General features: G+C 70.0%; 15 protein-coding genes. 9 read left to right on the top strand and 6 right to left on the bottom strand.

Annotated elements, in window-relative coordinates:
• Nucleotides 1-106 precede the first annotated feature (106 nt).
• The 3 genes from AUL33_RS14065 to hemE all read right to left on the bottom strand — a co-directional run bounded on the left by AUL33_RS14065 (nucleotide 107) and on the right by hemE (nucleotide 2,566).
• Entirely contained in the window at nucleotides 107-613 is a 507-nt protein-coding gene (locus tag AUL33_RS14065) for a gluconokinase (protein ID WP_062209334.1), read from the bottom strand.
• Nucleotides 614-851: 238 nt separating this feature from the next.
• On the bottom strand, nucleotides 852-1,415 hold the full coding sequence (gene hemJ / locus AUL33_RS14060) for a protoporphyrinogen oxidase HemJ (RefSeq protein ID WP_062209252.1): 564 nt from the start codon (nucleotides 1,413-1,415) through the stop codon (nucleotides 852-854).
• 131 nt (nucleotides 1,416-1,546) lie between these two features.
• Complete coding sequence (hemE, locus tag AUL33_RS14055) at nucleotides 1,547-2,566, bottom strand: uroporphyrinogen decarboxylase (protein WP_062209250.1); 1,020 nt, start codon at nucleotides 2,564-2,566, stop codon at nucleotides 1,547-1,549.
• A gap of 817 nt (nucleotides 2,567-3,383) precedes the next feature.
• Here hemE and AUL33_RS14050 point away from each other — a divergent pair.
• The 5 genes from AUL33_RS14050 to dnaQ all read left to right on the top strand — a co-directional run bounded on the left by AUL33_RS14050 (nucleotide 3,384) and on the right by dnaQ (nucleotide 6,827).
• On the top strand, nucleotides 3,384-3,983 hold the full coding sequence (locus AUL33_RS14050; RefSeq protein WP_062209246.1) for a Maf-like protein: 600 nt from the start codon (nucleotides 3,384-3,386) through the stop codon (nucleotides 3,981-3,983).
• Nucleotides 3,976-4,881, top strand: a complete 906-nt coding sequence (locus AUL33_RS14045; protein WP_082652596.1) for a shikimate dehydrogenase — start codon at nucleotides 3,976-3,978, stop codon at nucleotides 4,879-4,881. Before AUL33_RS14050 ends, AUL33_RS14045 begins: the two co-directional genes overlap by 8 nt.
• Nucleotides 4,882-4,946: 65 nt before the next feature.
• A complete protein-coding gene (locus tag AUL33_RS14040) occupies nucleotides 4,947-5,399 on the top strand; it encodes a hypothetical protein (RefSeq protein WP_062209243.1) in 453 nt (150 codons plus the stop codon).
• 12 nt (nucleotides 5,400-5,411) lie between these two features.
• Nucleotides 5,412-6,020: a dephospho-CoA kinase gene (gene coaE / locus AUL33_RS14035; protein ID WP_062209240.1), complete on the top strand. Its 609-nt coding sequence runs from the start codon at nucleotides 5,412-5,414 to the stop codon at nucleotides 6,018-6,020.
• 84 nt (nucleotides 6,021-6,104) lie between these two features.
• Nucleotides 6,105-6,827: a DNA polymerase III subunit epsilon gene (gene dnaQ / locus AUL33_RS14030; RefSeq protein ID WP_062209237.1), complete on the top strand. Its 723-nt coding sequence runs from the start codon at nucleotides 6,105-6,107 to the stop codon at nucleotides 6,825-6,827.
• Here the strand turns inward: dnaQ and AUL33_RS14025 are convergent.
• The 3 genes from AUL33_RS14025 to AUL33_RS14015 form a co-directional block, all read right to left on the bottom strand.
• Complete coding sequence (locus tag AUL33_RS14025) at nucleotides 6,796-7,977, bottom strand: acyltransferase family protein (protein WP_062209234.1); 1,182 nt, start codon at nucleotides 7,975-7,977, stop codon at nucleotides 6,796-6,798. The genes dnaQ and AUL33_RS14025 overlap by 32 nt on opposite strands.
• Nucleotides 7,978-8,272: 295 nt before the next feature.
• Nucleotides 8,273-8,773, bottom strand: a complete 501-nt coding sequence (gene secB / locus AUL33_RS14020) for a protein-export chaperone SecB (RefSeq protein ID WP_156419419.1) — start codon at nucleotides 8,771-8,773, stop codon at nucleotides 8,273-8,275.
• 136 nt (nucleotides 8,774-8,909) lie between these two features.
• Nucleotides 8,910-9,440 (bottom strand): FxsA family protein, encoded by a 531-nt coding sequence (locus AUL33_RS14015; protein WP_062209231.1) that lies wholly within the window; start codon nucleotides 9,438-9,440, stop codon nucleotides 8,910-8,912.
• A 183-nt stretch (nucleotides 9,441-9,623) separates the two neighbouring features.
• Between AUL33_RS14015 and AUL33_RS14010 the strand changes: the two genes are divergently transcribed.
• The 4 genes from AUL33_RS14010 to AUL33_RS13995 are packed head-to-tail and all read left to right on the top strand — an operon-like array spanning nucleotide 9,624 to nucleotide 12,439.
• Nucleotides 9,624-10,322 carry a Tim44/TimA family putative adaptor protein gene (locus AUL33_RS14010; RefSeq protein WP_062209228.1) on the top strand — a complete coding sequence of 233 codons (699 nt, stop codon included), beginning with the start codon at nucleotides 9,624-9,626 and terminating at the stop codon, nucleotides 10,320-10,322.
• A 1-nt stretch (nucleotide 10,323) separates the two neighbouring features.
• Complete coding sequence (locus AUL33_RS14005; RefSeq protein WP_062209225.1) at nucleotides 10,324-11,466, top strand: murein transglycosylase A; 1,143 nt, start codon at nucleotides 10,324-10,326, stop codon at nucleotides 11,464-11,466.
• Nucleotides 11,463-12,047, top strand: coding sequence for a Smr/MutS family protein (locus tag AUL33_RS14000; RefSeq protein ID WP_062209223.1), 585 nt, complete (start codon nucleotides 11,463-11,465; stop codon nucleotides 12,045-12,047). The genes AUL33_RS14005 and AUL33_RS14000 overlap by 4 nt, the downstream gene beginning before the upstream one ends.
• Entirely contained in the window at nucleotides 12,044-12,439 is a 396-nt protein-coding gene (locus AUL33_RS13995) for a helix-turn-helix domain-containing protein (RefSeq protein ID WP_062209220.1), read from the top strand. Before AUL33_RS14000 ends, AUL33_RS13995 begins: the two co-directional genes overlap by 4 nt.
• Nucleotides 12,440-12,458: the final 19 nt, after the last annotated feature.

The raw sequence follows: 12,458 nt of genomic DNA, 5'->3' as shown, positions 1-12,458 counted from the left end.
AGGCGGGATACGCGAAAGATATAACCGCGCCCCGCGCCCCGTGCAAGCCGAAACGCCGCAGGGGGTGGGATGGAGGGGCTGCCGCCCCGACCCCCGCCCGGCGCGTTCAGTGGGCGCGAATGCCGGCGGGGTCGGTGAGTTCGAGTTGGCCGAGCGCATCGGCGGCGACGGCTTCGGGGGTCTTGTCGACGGAGATGCGGACGCCGTCCTCCTCGGCGGCGAGGGGTTCGAAATCGGCGAACTGCGAGGCGAGGAGGGAGGCGGGCATGTAGTGACCCTTTCGCTCGGCGAGCCGGGCGGCGACGAGGTCGGGCCCGGCTTCGAGCTCGACGAAACGCACGCGGGCCTCGGCGCCGCGCAGCACGTCGCGGTAGCGGCGCTTGAGGGCGGAGCAGGTGATGACGGTGTTCTCGCCCATGCCGGCCTCGTCGGAGATCCAGTCGCGGATGAGGCGCAGCCAGGGCGCGCGGTCGGCGTCGTCGAGGGGGATGCCGGCGGACATCTTGTCGATGTTGGGCTTGGGATGGAAGTCGTCGGCCTCGGCGAACTTCCAGCCGAGGCGCTGCGACAGGAGCTTGGCGGTGGTGGTCTTGCCGGTGCCGGAGGGGCCCATCACCACGAGACAGGTGACGGAGCGGGCGCGAGGCGGGGACGAGGGCAAGGGCTGTGGTTCTCCGGTGGCGGGATCGGCCGCGCCGCCAGGATCGTTCGGAAAACGGGCAACGCACGAGGCCGCATGATTGCGCATTGCAGCGCGAAGGCCAAGCCATGGCGGGCCCGCCATCCCCGCTCTTTTTCGTGCGGCCGCCGCTTTCGCGGCGGGCACGATGGAGAGGGGAGGGGTCGGGCGGCTAGAAGGGCTTCACGATCACGAGGATGACGATGAGGACGAGGAGCACGGTCGGCACCTCGTTCATCATCCGCCAGTGCTTGGCGGACCAGGTGATCTCGTCGCGCTCCAGGCGCTTGCGGGAGGCCGAGAAATAGCCGTGCGCGCCGGTCATCAGGATCACCAGAGCCAGCTTTGCGTGCAGCCAGCCGCCCTGGAAGGCGAAGACTTCGATCGCCATCCAGAGGCCGGTGACCCAGGTGACGATCATCGCGGGATTGATGATCGCCTTCATCAGGCGCCGTTCCATGACCTTGAAGGTCCCGGCCTGCGGCGACCCGGCGCCGGCCTCGGTGTGGTAGACGAAGAGGCGGGGCAGGTAGAGCATCCCGGCCATCCACGAGATCACGGCGAGGACGTGGAGCGCCTTGACCCAGAGCTGCGCCTCGAGCGGCACGGCGAGGAAGAGCACGAGGGCGAGCACGAGACCGGCGGCGAGCGCGACGAGGACCGAACGGTCCTTCGGTGTTCGGCCAAGGACGGGACCGGGCGTCACGACGGAGGGGCTCTTGGGTGGAGAAGCCATGGGGAAACCTGTCTGGAAGAGGAAAGCGGGCGTCAGTCCCGCTCTGCCTAGTCGAGAACCGTTTCGGACGAAAGCGGACGCGATGTCCCGGCTGCTCGCGCGCAGCCCTTCGCGCGTGGCGCAGGTCGCTGCTAGCCGCGCACGCGCCGCAGCAGCGCCTCGACATGGGCGATCGGCGCCTCGGGGGTGATGCCGTGGCCGAGATTGAAGATCAGCGGCCCCCCGCCCAGCGTCTCCAGGATGGCGTCGACGCCCTCGTCCAGCGCCCGGCCGCCGGCGATGAGGCGCAGCGGATCGAGATTGCCCTGCACCGGGCCGCCGCGCTGCAGGGCAGCGCCGTGACTGAAGGGCACCGACCAGTCCAGACCGATGGCGTCGACGCCGGTGCCGGCGCGGTAGCGCTCGAGCAGCGGCCCGGCGCCCTTGGCGAAGCCGATGATGCGCGCGCCCGGAACGGCGGCGCGCACCCGGTCGACAATGCGCCGGGTCGGGCCGACCGAGAAGCGCTCGAAGGAGAGCTCGTCCAGCACCCCGGCCCAGCTGTCGAAGATCTGCACGCAGTCCGCCCCGGCCTGCAGCTGGCGGATGAGGTATTCGGCGCTCATCTCGGCCAGCAGGGCCAGCAGCGCGTCCATCGCCTCCGGATGGCGATAGCCGAAGAGGCGGGCGGGCGCCTGGTCGGGCGTCCCGTGGCCGGCGATCATGTAGGTCGCCACCGTCCAGGGCGCGCCGCAGAAGCCGATGAGCGCGGTCTCGGCCGGCAGTTCGGCGCGAAGACGCGCCACCGTGGCGATGACGGGCGCGAGATGCGTCTCGGCCCGGCCGGGGTCGAGCGCCTCGATCTCGTGCGGCGCGATCGGATCCATCTGCGGACCCTCGCCGACCACGAAGCGTACGTTGCGACGTAGCGCATCGGGGATCACGAGGATGTCGGAGAAGAGGATCGCCGCATCGAAGCCGAAGCGCCGGATCGGCTGCAGCGTCACTTCCGTCGCGAGATCGGGATTGTAGCAGAGGTCGAGAAACGAGCCGGCGGCGGCCCGCGTCGCCCGGTACTCGGGGAGATAGCGACCGGCCTGCCGCATCAGCCAGACCGGGGGCGGGAAGACCGTCTCGCCGGAGAGGACGCGCAGGAGCTTTCGCTGTTCCATGTCGAGGAAGACCTTCGGATCGTTGGGCGGCGCCGGGGGCGCTGCCAGAGGAGGGCATGACGGGTGGGGGCGGTCGCGTCCAGCCCTTTCCCGGCCGATGCGCCGATCGGTCTCCAGTTAGTCCCGGCTTCTCCCGCGTCGCCTCTTCTCTTCAAAGAAATCTTTGAATCTGAGATTCTGATTCTATGAGTCGGTGGATAGCAGGGATCAACAGGCGCCCCGAAAACGGGCTCTCGCGGCTGCCTCTATCCCGCCTCGGCGCCGCGTCCGCAAACCTCTGATCAGCCGGATGAAACGGCTTCATGAGCGAGGCGCCAAGACGGCGTCTTGCCCGTTGTCCACAAGCGGCTCTTCACAAGCCTCCCGCGGGTATGATCTGTGGATGACGGACGGGTTATCCCGGGATGACGGACGGGGGCGGGACAACTCGCCGACTTGTCCGCGCTTGCCCACAGGGGGCCGGAAACACCGGGCAAAAACCCAGACGGCGCTTGCGGTTCCCGAGCGAATCGAGTCCGCCCGACCGGCCGTTCGGAGGGACGAAAACGCCGCCTCCGGGTGAGTTTCGTGGCCCGATCGGCGGTTTCAGCCGGAAAATCCGGCTCGTTTCGGTGCCGACCGGTTCCTGAACCCGATCTTAGGCTTTATTAAAGCCTCCAATCTTCAACAAACCCTTAACGCGGCGGCAAGGTCGAAAGGGTTTGCGAAACCCGCCTTTCCAGGCGTTAGGGTTGCTGAACGCGGATCGTCACGTCGGCGTTCCGACCCATACGCGGAAACGACTGGCCAGAGCCGATCACTCGATGAGGGAACCATCATGACGAAGGGTATCGTGCTGGCGTCCGGCAGCATCCACCGCCGCGAACTCCTGAAGAATGCCGGCATCGACGCCGTCGTCGACCCGTCCTCGCTCGACGAGCGGGCGCTCGAGGCGCCGCTCGCCGACAGCGGCCTGACGCCGGAGGACATTGCCGGCGTCCTCGCCGAGGCGAAAGCCGCCGACGTCTCGGTGCGCCATCGTGGCGCGCTGGTAATCGGCGCCGACCAGACCCTGTCGCTCGGCGACGAGATGTTCCACAAGCCCGCCGACATGGAGGGCGCCCGGCGCACGCTCCTGAAGCTCTCGGGCCGAACGCACCAGCTCGCCAGCGCCGTGGTGATCGTCGAGGACGGCGTCGTGACCTGGCGCCACGTCGCCATCGCCCGCATCACGCTGCGTCCGCTCTCCCCGGTCTTCATCGGCCGCTACCTCGCCAAGGTCGGCGACGCCGCGCTGACGAGCGTCGGCGCCTACCAGATCGAGAAGCAGGGCATCCAGCTGATGGAGCGCATCGAGGGCGACTTCTTCACCATCATCGGCCTGCCGATCCTGCCGCTCGTCGCCGAACTGCGCGCGCGGGGCACGATCGATGGCTGAGGCCGGCAGCCCTCTCGCAGAGCCCCTGTCGAGATCGGGCTCGGCACCGGCCGAGGTCCCGCGCGCCTTCGTCACCGGCTGGCCGATCGCCCATTCGCGCTCGCCGCTGATCCACGGCTCCTGGCTTCAGGACCTCGGCCTCGCCGGCTCTTATAAGCGCGTCGCCGTTGCGCCCGAGGATTTCGCGGACTTCCTGATATCCTTGAAGGACGGCGCATGGGTGGGCGGCAACGTCACCATTCCGCACAAGGAGACGGCCTTCGCGCTCGTCGAGCGCCGTGACGGCGCGGCCGAGGCGATCGGCGCGGTCAACACGCTCTGGTTCGAGCGCGGCCAGCTCGTCGGCAGCAACACCGACGCCTACGGCTTCGCCGCCAATCTCGACGCCCGCCTGTTCGGCTGGCGCGATGCGGGAACGGCGCTGGTGCTCGGCGCCGGGGGCGCCGCGCGGGCCGTGGTGGAGGCCCTGCGCGGAGCGGGGATCGCCGAGATCGCGGTCCTCAACCGCACGAAGGCGCGGGCCGAGGCGATCGCCGGCGCTTTCGAGGGGCGAGGCGTACGCATCACCGCGCATGGCGAGGACGAAGCGGCCCGGCTGCTTGCCCGCACCGACCTGCTCGTCAACACGCGTCCCTCCGCCAAGGCCGGCGGGGCGGCGTCCGACCTGGCCCTGTCGCTGGACGGGCTGGCGGCGGGCTCGCTCGTCACCGACATCGTCTACGTGCCGCTGGAGACCCCGATCCTGTCGGAGGCGCGCGCCCGCGGCCATCGCACGGCGGACGGGCTCGGCATGCTCCTGCATCAGGCGGTGCCGGGATTCGAGCGGTGGTTCGGCCGACGGCCGACGGTCGACGAGGCGTTGCGCCAGCGTATTCTCGACGACATCGCCGCCGGCTGACATGAAAGCGCCGCGGCCGGCTGTGGCAATGCTGGAGGGGGTTGGACCTCATGAGGACATCGCCGATGGACCACCGATCGCTGCCTTCGCTCTTTGCGTCCGCGTCCAGCGTTCCCCGTGACGCTGACGATGCGACCGGGCATCGGTTCGCCGCCTATGCCGAAGACTTCGGCGCGTTCGACGCCCCGGCCATCGCCGCTCGTTTCGCGATTGCGGTGGGGATCCGGCAGGCCCGGCGCGGCAACGTCTTCGCCGACGAGGGCGACCTGACGGAGGCGATCGAGCCGCTCCCCGCCGCGTGTGGGCGAGAGGCGGTCGCCGGATCGTCCCAGCGCCCGGTCGCAGCGGCCGCCAACGGCACAGACGCCTTCACCGTCATCGACGGGCGCCGGCAACGGGCCGACGGCGAGGCCGCATCCCCTTTCGCGGCCGCGAAGCATCTCGTGCGCTCGAACCGCTTCGACGCGGATCGACAGACGCGGCCGGGTTGGCGCCTCGCGCTCGCCGTCAACGACTGAAGGGGCTCCGCGATGATCGTCCTCGGCCTCACCGGCTCGATCGGCATGGGCAAATCCACCACCGCCGAGATGTTCGCGGACCTCGGCTGCCCCGTCCACTCGGCGGATGCTGCCGTGCACCGGCTCTATACGGGCGCTGCCGCGCCGCTCATCGAGGCGCGCTTTCCCGGCACGGTGCGTAGCGGCGTGGTGGACCGCGGGATGCTGGGAACCCGCGTCCTCGGCGACCCCGCGGCGCTCCGCGATCTCGAGGCCATCGTCCACCCGCTCGTGCGCGCCGAGGAGGTCAGGTTCCTGGCCGAGGCGCGCGAGGCCGGCGCGCGTTTGGCCGTCCTCGACATCCCGCTTCTCTTCGAGACCGGCGGAGAGTTGCGCGTCGATCGCACGCTCGTCGTCAGCGCGCCGCCGGAGGTGCAGCGGGCCCGCGTTCTCGCCCGCCCCGGCATGACGCCCGAGCGCTTCGAGGCGATCCTGAAGCAGCAGATGCCCGATGACGAGAAGCGCCGGCGGGCCGATTTCGTGGTGGAAACCGGGGACGGACTGGCGGGGGCGCGGCGACAGGTCGAGACGATCCTCGCCGGCCTCACGGGCGATGAAAACAAAGCGGGAACAAGAATTTAAGTCCGGGGGAGAACGGCGGGGAGGCGCTTGCGGGCGGTCCGAAAACCACCGAGATAGGGTTCGAGCACCTCAAGGACCGGCCCCATGCGCGAGATCGTCTTCGACACGGAAACCACCGGCCTCGACTTTGCCGACGACCGCATCATCGAGATCGGCGGTATCGAGCTCTGGAACCACATTCCGACCGGCCGCGAATATCACTGCTTCATCCGGCCCGAGGGTCGCAAGGTCGATCCGTCCGCCTTCGACATCCACGGCATTTCCGACGAGTTCCTGCGCGACAAGCCGGTGTTCGGCGAGATCGTCGAGGACTTTGCCGCCTTCTTCGACGGCGCGCGGCTGATCGCCCACAATGCCGCCTTCGACGTTCGCTTCCTCAATGCCGAACTCGGCCGCCTCGGCCGCCCGGCGATCGAGCCGGGCCTCGTGATCGACACGCTGCCGATGGCGCGGCGCAAGTTTCCGATGGCGCCGGCGACGCTCGACGCGCTCTGCTCGCGCTTCTCGATCGATACGACGAAGCGCGACAAGCACGGCGCGCTCGTCGATAGCGAGCTTCTGGCGCAGGTCTATATCGAGCTGATCGGCGGCCGGCAGTCGGCGCTGCGGCTCGTTACCGATGCCGATGGGCTGGATGAGCGTGGCGTCGCGCTCGCCGCTATCCGCATTCCACCGCGCCCCGTGCCGCTGGCCCCCCGCCTGACCGCCGCCGAGCGCGAGGCCCATGCCGGCTTCGTCGCGACGCTCGGCCCCGACAGCCTCTGGTCGAAGCTCCTCACTCCCCCGCCGGTCGAGGCGGCCCGATAGCGGGAACCGGCTCGCGCGTTCGGGTGGGCTTCGAAGGCGCCAAGCGCCCGTTAAGGAGGAAGAGCAAGGCGTCGCTGCGCATCACAAGGGCATGGGCCGCAAGCGTGATGGCGAGCGTCAGTGCGGTGATCCCGGCAAATTCCAGGATCGGATCGGCGTGGATCCAGAGGAGCCCCGTGCCGAGAAGCGAGATCACCGGCTGGTGCAGCAGGTAGATCGTCAGCGACGCGTCTACGAGAAAGCGGACCCAGCGCCGCTCGACCCCCGCCGAATGCTCGAGCCCCGCGAGGATCGACTGCGCCATCAACAGGCCGCCGAAGGCCGAGCAGGCGACGCGCACCGCATTGGCGGCAGGCGTGTCGACGCCCCAGACGAGCGCATGCACCGCCATCAGGGCCAGTGCCAGCGCCAGCAGAAATGGCTGGAAACGGTTGAACGGCCCGAGGCTCGCGGGCCGCGCGCCGAGAAGGCCGCCGAGCGCGAAGAACGGCAGGTAGAACAGCGTGTTGCGCAGGTCGAGGAGATCGCCCGCGTATTTCATCGGGCTGTGCAGCAGCGTCGGCAGCGTCGCCGCGGTGAGACAGCCGAGGGCGCAGACCGCGGCGCTGGCGAGGAGCGTCGCCTGCGGCCGGCTCTCGAGCATCCGGCCATAGAGCGCCGCGAGCCGCTCGATCCCAGCCGCGGCGACGAGCCAGGCGAGAGCCGCGAGCGAGCACAGCAGCATGAGCACCGGCAGGAACCAGAGGTGCCGCACCCATTGGGGTCCGAACTGCGCGAGGTCCGCGGCGGCTGTGTTCGGCAGGCCGTAGAAGGTGTCGGTCCAGCCGGTCGCCAGCATCTGCAGGGGGTTGAGGAGGAGCGCCGCCGTGACGAGCGGCAGTCCGAGGCGCAGGAGGCGGCCTTCGAGCCAGCGCCCCGGCGCCGCGCTGCGGGCAAGGAGGAGCGCGGCGAAGAAGCCGGCGATGAGGAAGAAGGCCGGCATCCGGAAGTAGTTGATCGCGCCCGCCAGAAGCGCGAGCACGGGCGAGGTTTCGGGCGAGTGGACCGACCAGTCGCGATAGGGATTGTAGACGATCGCCGCGTGGTAGGGGATGCCGAGCAGCATGAAGGTCGCCCGTGCCGCGTCGAGACCATGGTACCGCGCTGCCATCGCAAGCCTCCGACCCGATCGGGGGCCGTAGCCCCGATCCCGTCAGGAGCCGGGGAGTCGTTCGCACGCGCAAGTTGAACATATTGCGGTGCAGCAGAAGGACGTAGAGGCACGCCCGAAAGGCGTAGCCGCCGAAATCGCAGGGCTTGACGTGGGATCCCGGTGGTCGATCCGCCGCCGTGGTGATGGTCCGGAGGAGCCGCGTCGGGTTCCGGCGGCATCGGAGCGCCGGATATGAAAAAGGCGCCGCCGGGGACCGGGGCGCCTTCGTTCGCGATCGATCAGCGTGCGTCGTTTAGACGGTCTGGACCTGCGCACGGGCCCGCTCTTCGGCCATGCGCTGGGTGAACAGCGTCGAGAAGTCGATGGGGTCGATCATCAGCGGCGGGAAGCCGGCATTGCGGGTGACGTCGGCGACGATCTGGCGCGCAAACGGGAAGAGCAGGCGCGGGCACTCGATGAAGAGCAGCGGCAGCATGTGCTCCTGCGGGAAGCCGGTCAGGCGGAAGACGCCGCCATATTCGAGTTCCACGTGAAACAGCGTCTCGGCGCCTTCGCCGGCCCGCGCGTTCAGCGTCAGCCGCACGTCGTACTCGTTGTCGCCGCCCTGCACCGCGTTGGCGCCGACATTGACGCCGATGTTGATGCCCGGCGCGTTCGTCTGGCCGCGCAGCGAACCCGGCGCCTTCGGGCTCTCGAAGGAGAGATCCTTGATGTACTGGGCGAGGATGCTGAGGTTGGGCGCCGGTGCGCTGGTGTCGGTGCCGTTCATCGGCGTCTGATCGGTTTCGGACATGGAAAGCCTCCCGTTCATGGGTTCGGCGCGAGGGCCGGGTGGGGCGTCACGCGGCGCCTTTGATCGGTGCGGCAGCTATCACGCGCGCTCCTGCGAGACAAGTTGCAGCGCCGGGGCGGCTCGGCATGCGCATCCGTCAGTGTACCGTCGGCGTATCGTCGCGCCCGCCCGGCTTGCGGCGGCTTGCGTCGTCGATTCGCACCCAGGGACTGCCGTCGTCGCGGCGCGTGAACTCGGCGCCGCTGAGGTCGAGAACGTCCGGCGCGGGCTCGTAGGGCCGGACCGGGCCGTTTCGTCCGCCGACCTCGACGACCCGGATGCGACGGCGCACGGCGTTCCAGACGAGATCGCGCACCGGCGGCAGGAACAGGAGCAGGCCTGCGATATCGGTGACGAAGCCCGGCAGCACCAGGAGGATGCCGGCCAGCGCGATCATCGCGCCGTGGGCGATCTCCCGGTCGGGCACCCGGCCGGCGCGGGCGGTGGCGCGGGCCGCCGCCAGCGTCGAGAGGGTCTGGCGCTTGAGGAGCGTCGCGCCGACCACCACCGAGAGCAGCACCAGTGCCAGCGTCCAGCCGACGCCGATATGGTTGCCGACCCAGATGAACACGCCGATCTCGAGAAGCGGCAGCGCCAGGAGCGCAAGGGGAACGAGGATCAGCGGCATGGGCGGAACGGGTCTCCGGCAATTCGGGGCGAGGGCGCCGGCGTGAGGATAAGGATCGGTTTCCCACGTTCGGCAAGAGCGGATGCACCAGAGATAAGACGCGTCTTCGTGAATTTGAATGAAGGGCCGGGAGTCTCTATATGGAGAGACATCAAATTCTTCTTGTAAGGCAGACACGGTTTCATGGGCTTCGGGACGATCTTCTTCATCGTGGTGGCGGCGATTGTCCTCTATCAGCTGCGCAGCGTGCTGGGCCGTCGCACCGGCCAGGAGCGGCCGCCCTTCGATCCGTTCTCGCGGCCGCCCGAGACGGGCGCCGCGCGCGAGCAGGGCAATGTCGTGACCCTGCCCTCGCGCCGCGTCGGCACCGACGAGACCCCGGCGGTCGGGATCTACGACGGCATCGACAAGCTGGCCGAACCCGGCACGCCGCTCAACGCCGAACTGCGCCGCATCCGCGACGCCGATCCCGCCTTCGAGGTGAAGACCTTCCTCGACGGCGCCAAGGTCGCCTACGAGATGGTGGTGACGGCCTTTGCCGATGGCGACCGCAAGCTCCTGAAGAATCTCCTGTCGTCGGACGTCTACCAGGGCTTCGAGGCCTCGATCACCCAGCGCGAGGCGCGGGGCGAGCGGATGCAGTCCTCCTTCGTCGGCATCAACGACGCCGCGATCGCCTCGGCCGAACTGAAGGACCGCGAGGCCTTCGTGACGCTGCGCATTGTCTCGCAGCTCATCTCGGCCACCACGAAGGCCAGCGGCGAGGTGGTGGACGGCGATCCCGAGACCGTGGTCGAGGTCCGCGACGTCTGGACCTTCGCCCGCGACACGCGCTCGAAGGATCCGAACTGGAAACTGGTCGAGACCGAATCCGAGGACTGACATGGCGTCCCCCGACGCCCCGGCCCCCGGAGTTCCATCTCCGCCCGCCGCGTCTCTTCCCAGTCTCTCTCCCGTAAGCTTCGACGCCGTCGAGGGCTGGTCCGGCTTCCATGCCGGGCCGGCCCTCGCCGCGTTCCGCGCCTCCGCGCCCGCACTTCTCGCGGGAACGCCGGAAACCGGACGCTTCGGCTTGGGCCCGGCGCGCTTCGCCGGCGCGGCCGCGGCCGTGCTGGCGCAGCCCGTCGACATCCCGCAGGACGAAGCGCGGCGTTTCTTCGAGCGCTGGTTCCAGCCGATGCGGATCGAGGCCGAGGGCTTCCTGACCGGCTATTACGAACCGCTGGTCGAAGCCTCGCTGACCCGAACGCCGCGCTTCGGCGTGCCGCTCTACGGCCCGCCTGCCGACCTCGTACGGATCGAGAACGAGGGCGAGCCGGCCACGCCGGCGACCCCGACGTTTCACCGGCGCCTCACTGATGGAAGCCTTGCCGACTATCCCGACCGCGCCGCGATCGAGGCCGGGGCGCTGGCCGGCCGCGGGCTCGAGATCGCCTGGCTCGCCGATCCCGTCGACGCCTTCTTCATCCACGTTCAGGGTTCGGCGCGCCTCGTGCTGGAGGATGGTCGCACCGTGCGGGTCGGCTATGCCGCCAAGAACGGCCATCGCTTCACCGCGATCGGCCGGGTTCTCGTGACCGAGGGCAAGCTGGCGCTGGAGGAGGCCGACATGGCGGGCCTGCGTCGCTGGCTCGCCGCCCATCCCGGCGAGCGCCGGGCGCTGCTGGAGCGCAACCGCTCGTTCATCTTCTTTCGCCTCCTGCCGGACGAGGCGCCGGGCGCGGGGACGCCCCATGGGCCGATCGGCGCCGCCGGCGTGCCGTTGACGGCGATGGCCTCGCTCGCGGTCGATCGCACGCTGCACACGTTCGGGACGCCCGTGATCGTCGAGGCTCCCGGCCTGCAGGTGGACGGCGCGCCGTTCCGCCGGCTTCTCGTGGCGCAGGACACCGGCTCGGCGATCCTCGGAGCGGCGCGCGGCGATCTCTTCACCGGCTCGGGCGAGGCGGCGGGGGCGCTCGCCGGGCGCATCCGCGATGCCGCCCGCTTCACCCTGCTGCATCCGCGCGAGGGGGCGAGGCCATGAGGAAGCGCCGACCCCTGTCGAGCGACGAGACGCGCCTCTGGGCGGTGATCGCGCGCTCCGCCGTGCCGTTGAAGGGCAAGCGCATGCCGGAGCTGCTGGCCGAGCCGGATGCCGTGTTTCCGCCGCCTCCGCCGCCTCCGCCCCCGGCGCCCCCCAAACCCGACAAGCGGAAAGGCGCCTTCGCGCTCGCCGATCCCGTCGCCGCTGGCGCCACCCCGCTTGCGCCGCCGCGCCCCGGGCTCGGCTTCGCGCCGCTGCATCCGATCGAGCGGCCGGTGCGGCGCAAGATCGGCAAGGGCCGCATCGCGCTCGACGATCGCATCGACCTGCATGGCCAGACCGAGGCGACCGCGCACGGCACGCTCCTGTTCTTCCTGCGGGGCGCGCAGGCGCGCGGCATGCGCCACGTGCTGGTGATCACCGGGCGCGGCGCCTCCTTCGGCTCCACCGGCACCTTGAAACGCGCCATGCCGCACTGGTTCTCGACGCCCGAGTTCCGCCGGCTCGTCGCCGGGTTCGAGCCGGCCGAGCGCGGCCATGGCGGCGACGGCGCCTTCTACGTGCGGGTGCGCCGGCCGTGACGCCGTTCGGCCAGCGCCTGCGCGAACTGCGGCGCGAGCGCGGCGTCACGCAGAGCCAGATGGCGCAGGCGCTCGGCGTTTCCTCGGCCTATCTCTCGGCGCTGGAGCACGGGCGGCGCGGGCGTCCGACCTGGGACCTCCTCCAGCGCATCCTCGGCTATCTCAACGTGATCTGGGACGAGGCGGAGGAGTTGCAGCGTCTCGCCGAACTCTCCCATCCCAAGGTCACGGTGGACACCGCCGGGCTCGGGCCGGACGCGACAGCGCTCGCCAACCGGCTGGCCGAGACGATCGGCCTGCTGGCGCCGGCCGACCACCGGGCGCTGCTGGCGCTGCTCGAAGAGGCCGCCGCGCGAGCCGCGGCCGCCAACCGGGCGCGACGCCGTCGCTGAAGCAAGGACGACGCCGACA

Source organism: Aureimonas sp. AU12 (assembly GCF_001463705.1).
Classification (GTDB): Bacteria; Pseudomonadota; Alphaproteobacteria; order Rhizobiales; family Rhizobiaceae; genus Aureimonas.
This window is presented reverse-complemented; position numbering and strand designations above follow the sequence as displayed.

What these genes read in the sequence shown, in the direction of transcription:
- hemE (WP_062209250.1), bottom strand. Translation starts at nt 2,566, where the DNA reads ATGGAACAGCGAAAGCTCCTGCGCGTCCTCTCCGGCGAGACGGTCTTC.
- AUL33_RS14045 (WP_082652596.1), top strand. Translation starts at nt 3,976, where the DNA reads ATGGCTGAGGCCGGCAGCCCTCTCGCAGAGCCCCTGTCGAGATCGGGC.
- AUL33_RS14005 (WP_062209225.1), top strand. Translation starts at nt 10,324, where the DNA reads ATGGCGTCCCCCGACGCCCCGGCCCCCGGAGTTCCATCTCCGCCCGCC.
- hemJ (WP_062209252.1), bottom strand. Translation starts at nt 1,415, where the DNA reads ATGGCTTCTCCACCCAAGAGCCCCTCCGTCGTGACGCCCGGTCCCGTC.
- dnaQ (WP_062209237.1), top strand. Translation starts at nt 6,105, where the DNA reads ATGCGCGAGATCGTCTTCGACACGGAAACCACCGGCCTCGACTTTGCC.
- AUL33_RS14065 (WP_062209334.1), bottom strand. Translation starts at nt 613, where the DNA reads ATGGGCCCCTCCGGCACCGGCAAGACCACCACCGCCAAGCTCCTGTCG.
- AUL33_RS14025 (WP_062209234.1), bottom strand. Translation starts at nt 7,977, where the DNA reads ATGGCAGCGCGGTACCATGGTCTCGACGCGGCACGGGCGACCTTCATG.
- secB (WP_156419419.1), bottom strand. Translation starts at nt 8,773, where the DNA reads ATGTCCGAAACCGATCAGACGCCGATGAACGGCACCGACACCAGCGCA.
- AUL33_RS14010 (WP_062209228.1), top strand. Translation starts at nt 9,624, where the DNA reads ATGGGCTTCGGGACGATCTTCTTCATCGTGGTGGCGGCGATTGTCCTC.
- AUL33_RS14050 (WP_062209246.1), top strand. Translation starts at nt 3,384, where the DNA reads ATGACGAAGGGTATCGTGCTGGCGTCCGGCAGCATCCACCGCCGCGAA.
- coaE (WP_062209240.1), top strand. Translation starts at nt 5,412, where the DNA reads ATGATCGTCCTCGGCCTCACCGGCTCGATCGGCATGGGCAAATCCACC.
- AUL33_RS14000 (WP_062209223.1), top strand. Translation starts at nt 11,463, where the DNA reads ATGAGGAAGCGCCGACCCCTGTCGAGCGACGAGACGCGCCTCTGGGCG.
- AUL33_RS14040 (WP_062209243.1), top strand. Translation starts at nt 4,947, where the DNA reads ATGGACCACCGATCGCTGCCTTCGCTCTTTGCGTCCGCGTCCAGCGTT.
- AUL33_RS14015 (WP_062209231.1), bottom strand. Translation starts at nt 9,440, where the DNA reads ATGCCGCTGATCCTCGTTCCCCTTGCGCTCCTGGCGCTGCCGCTTCTC.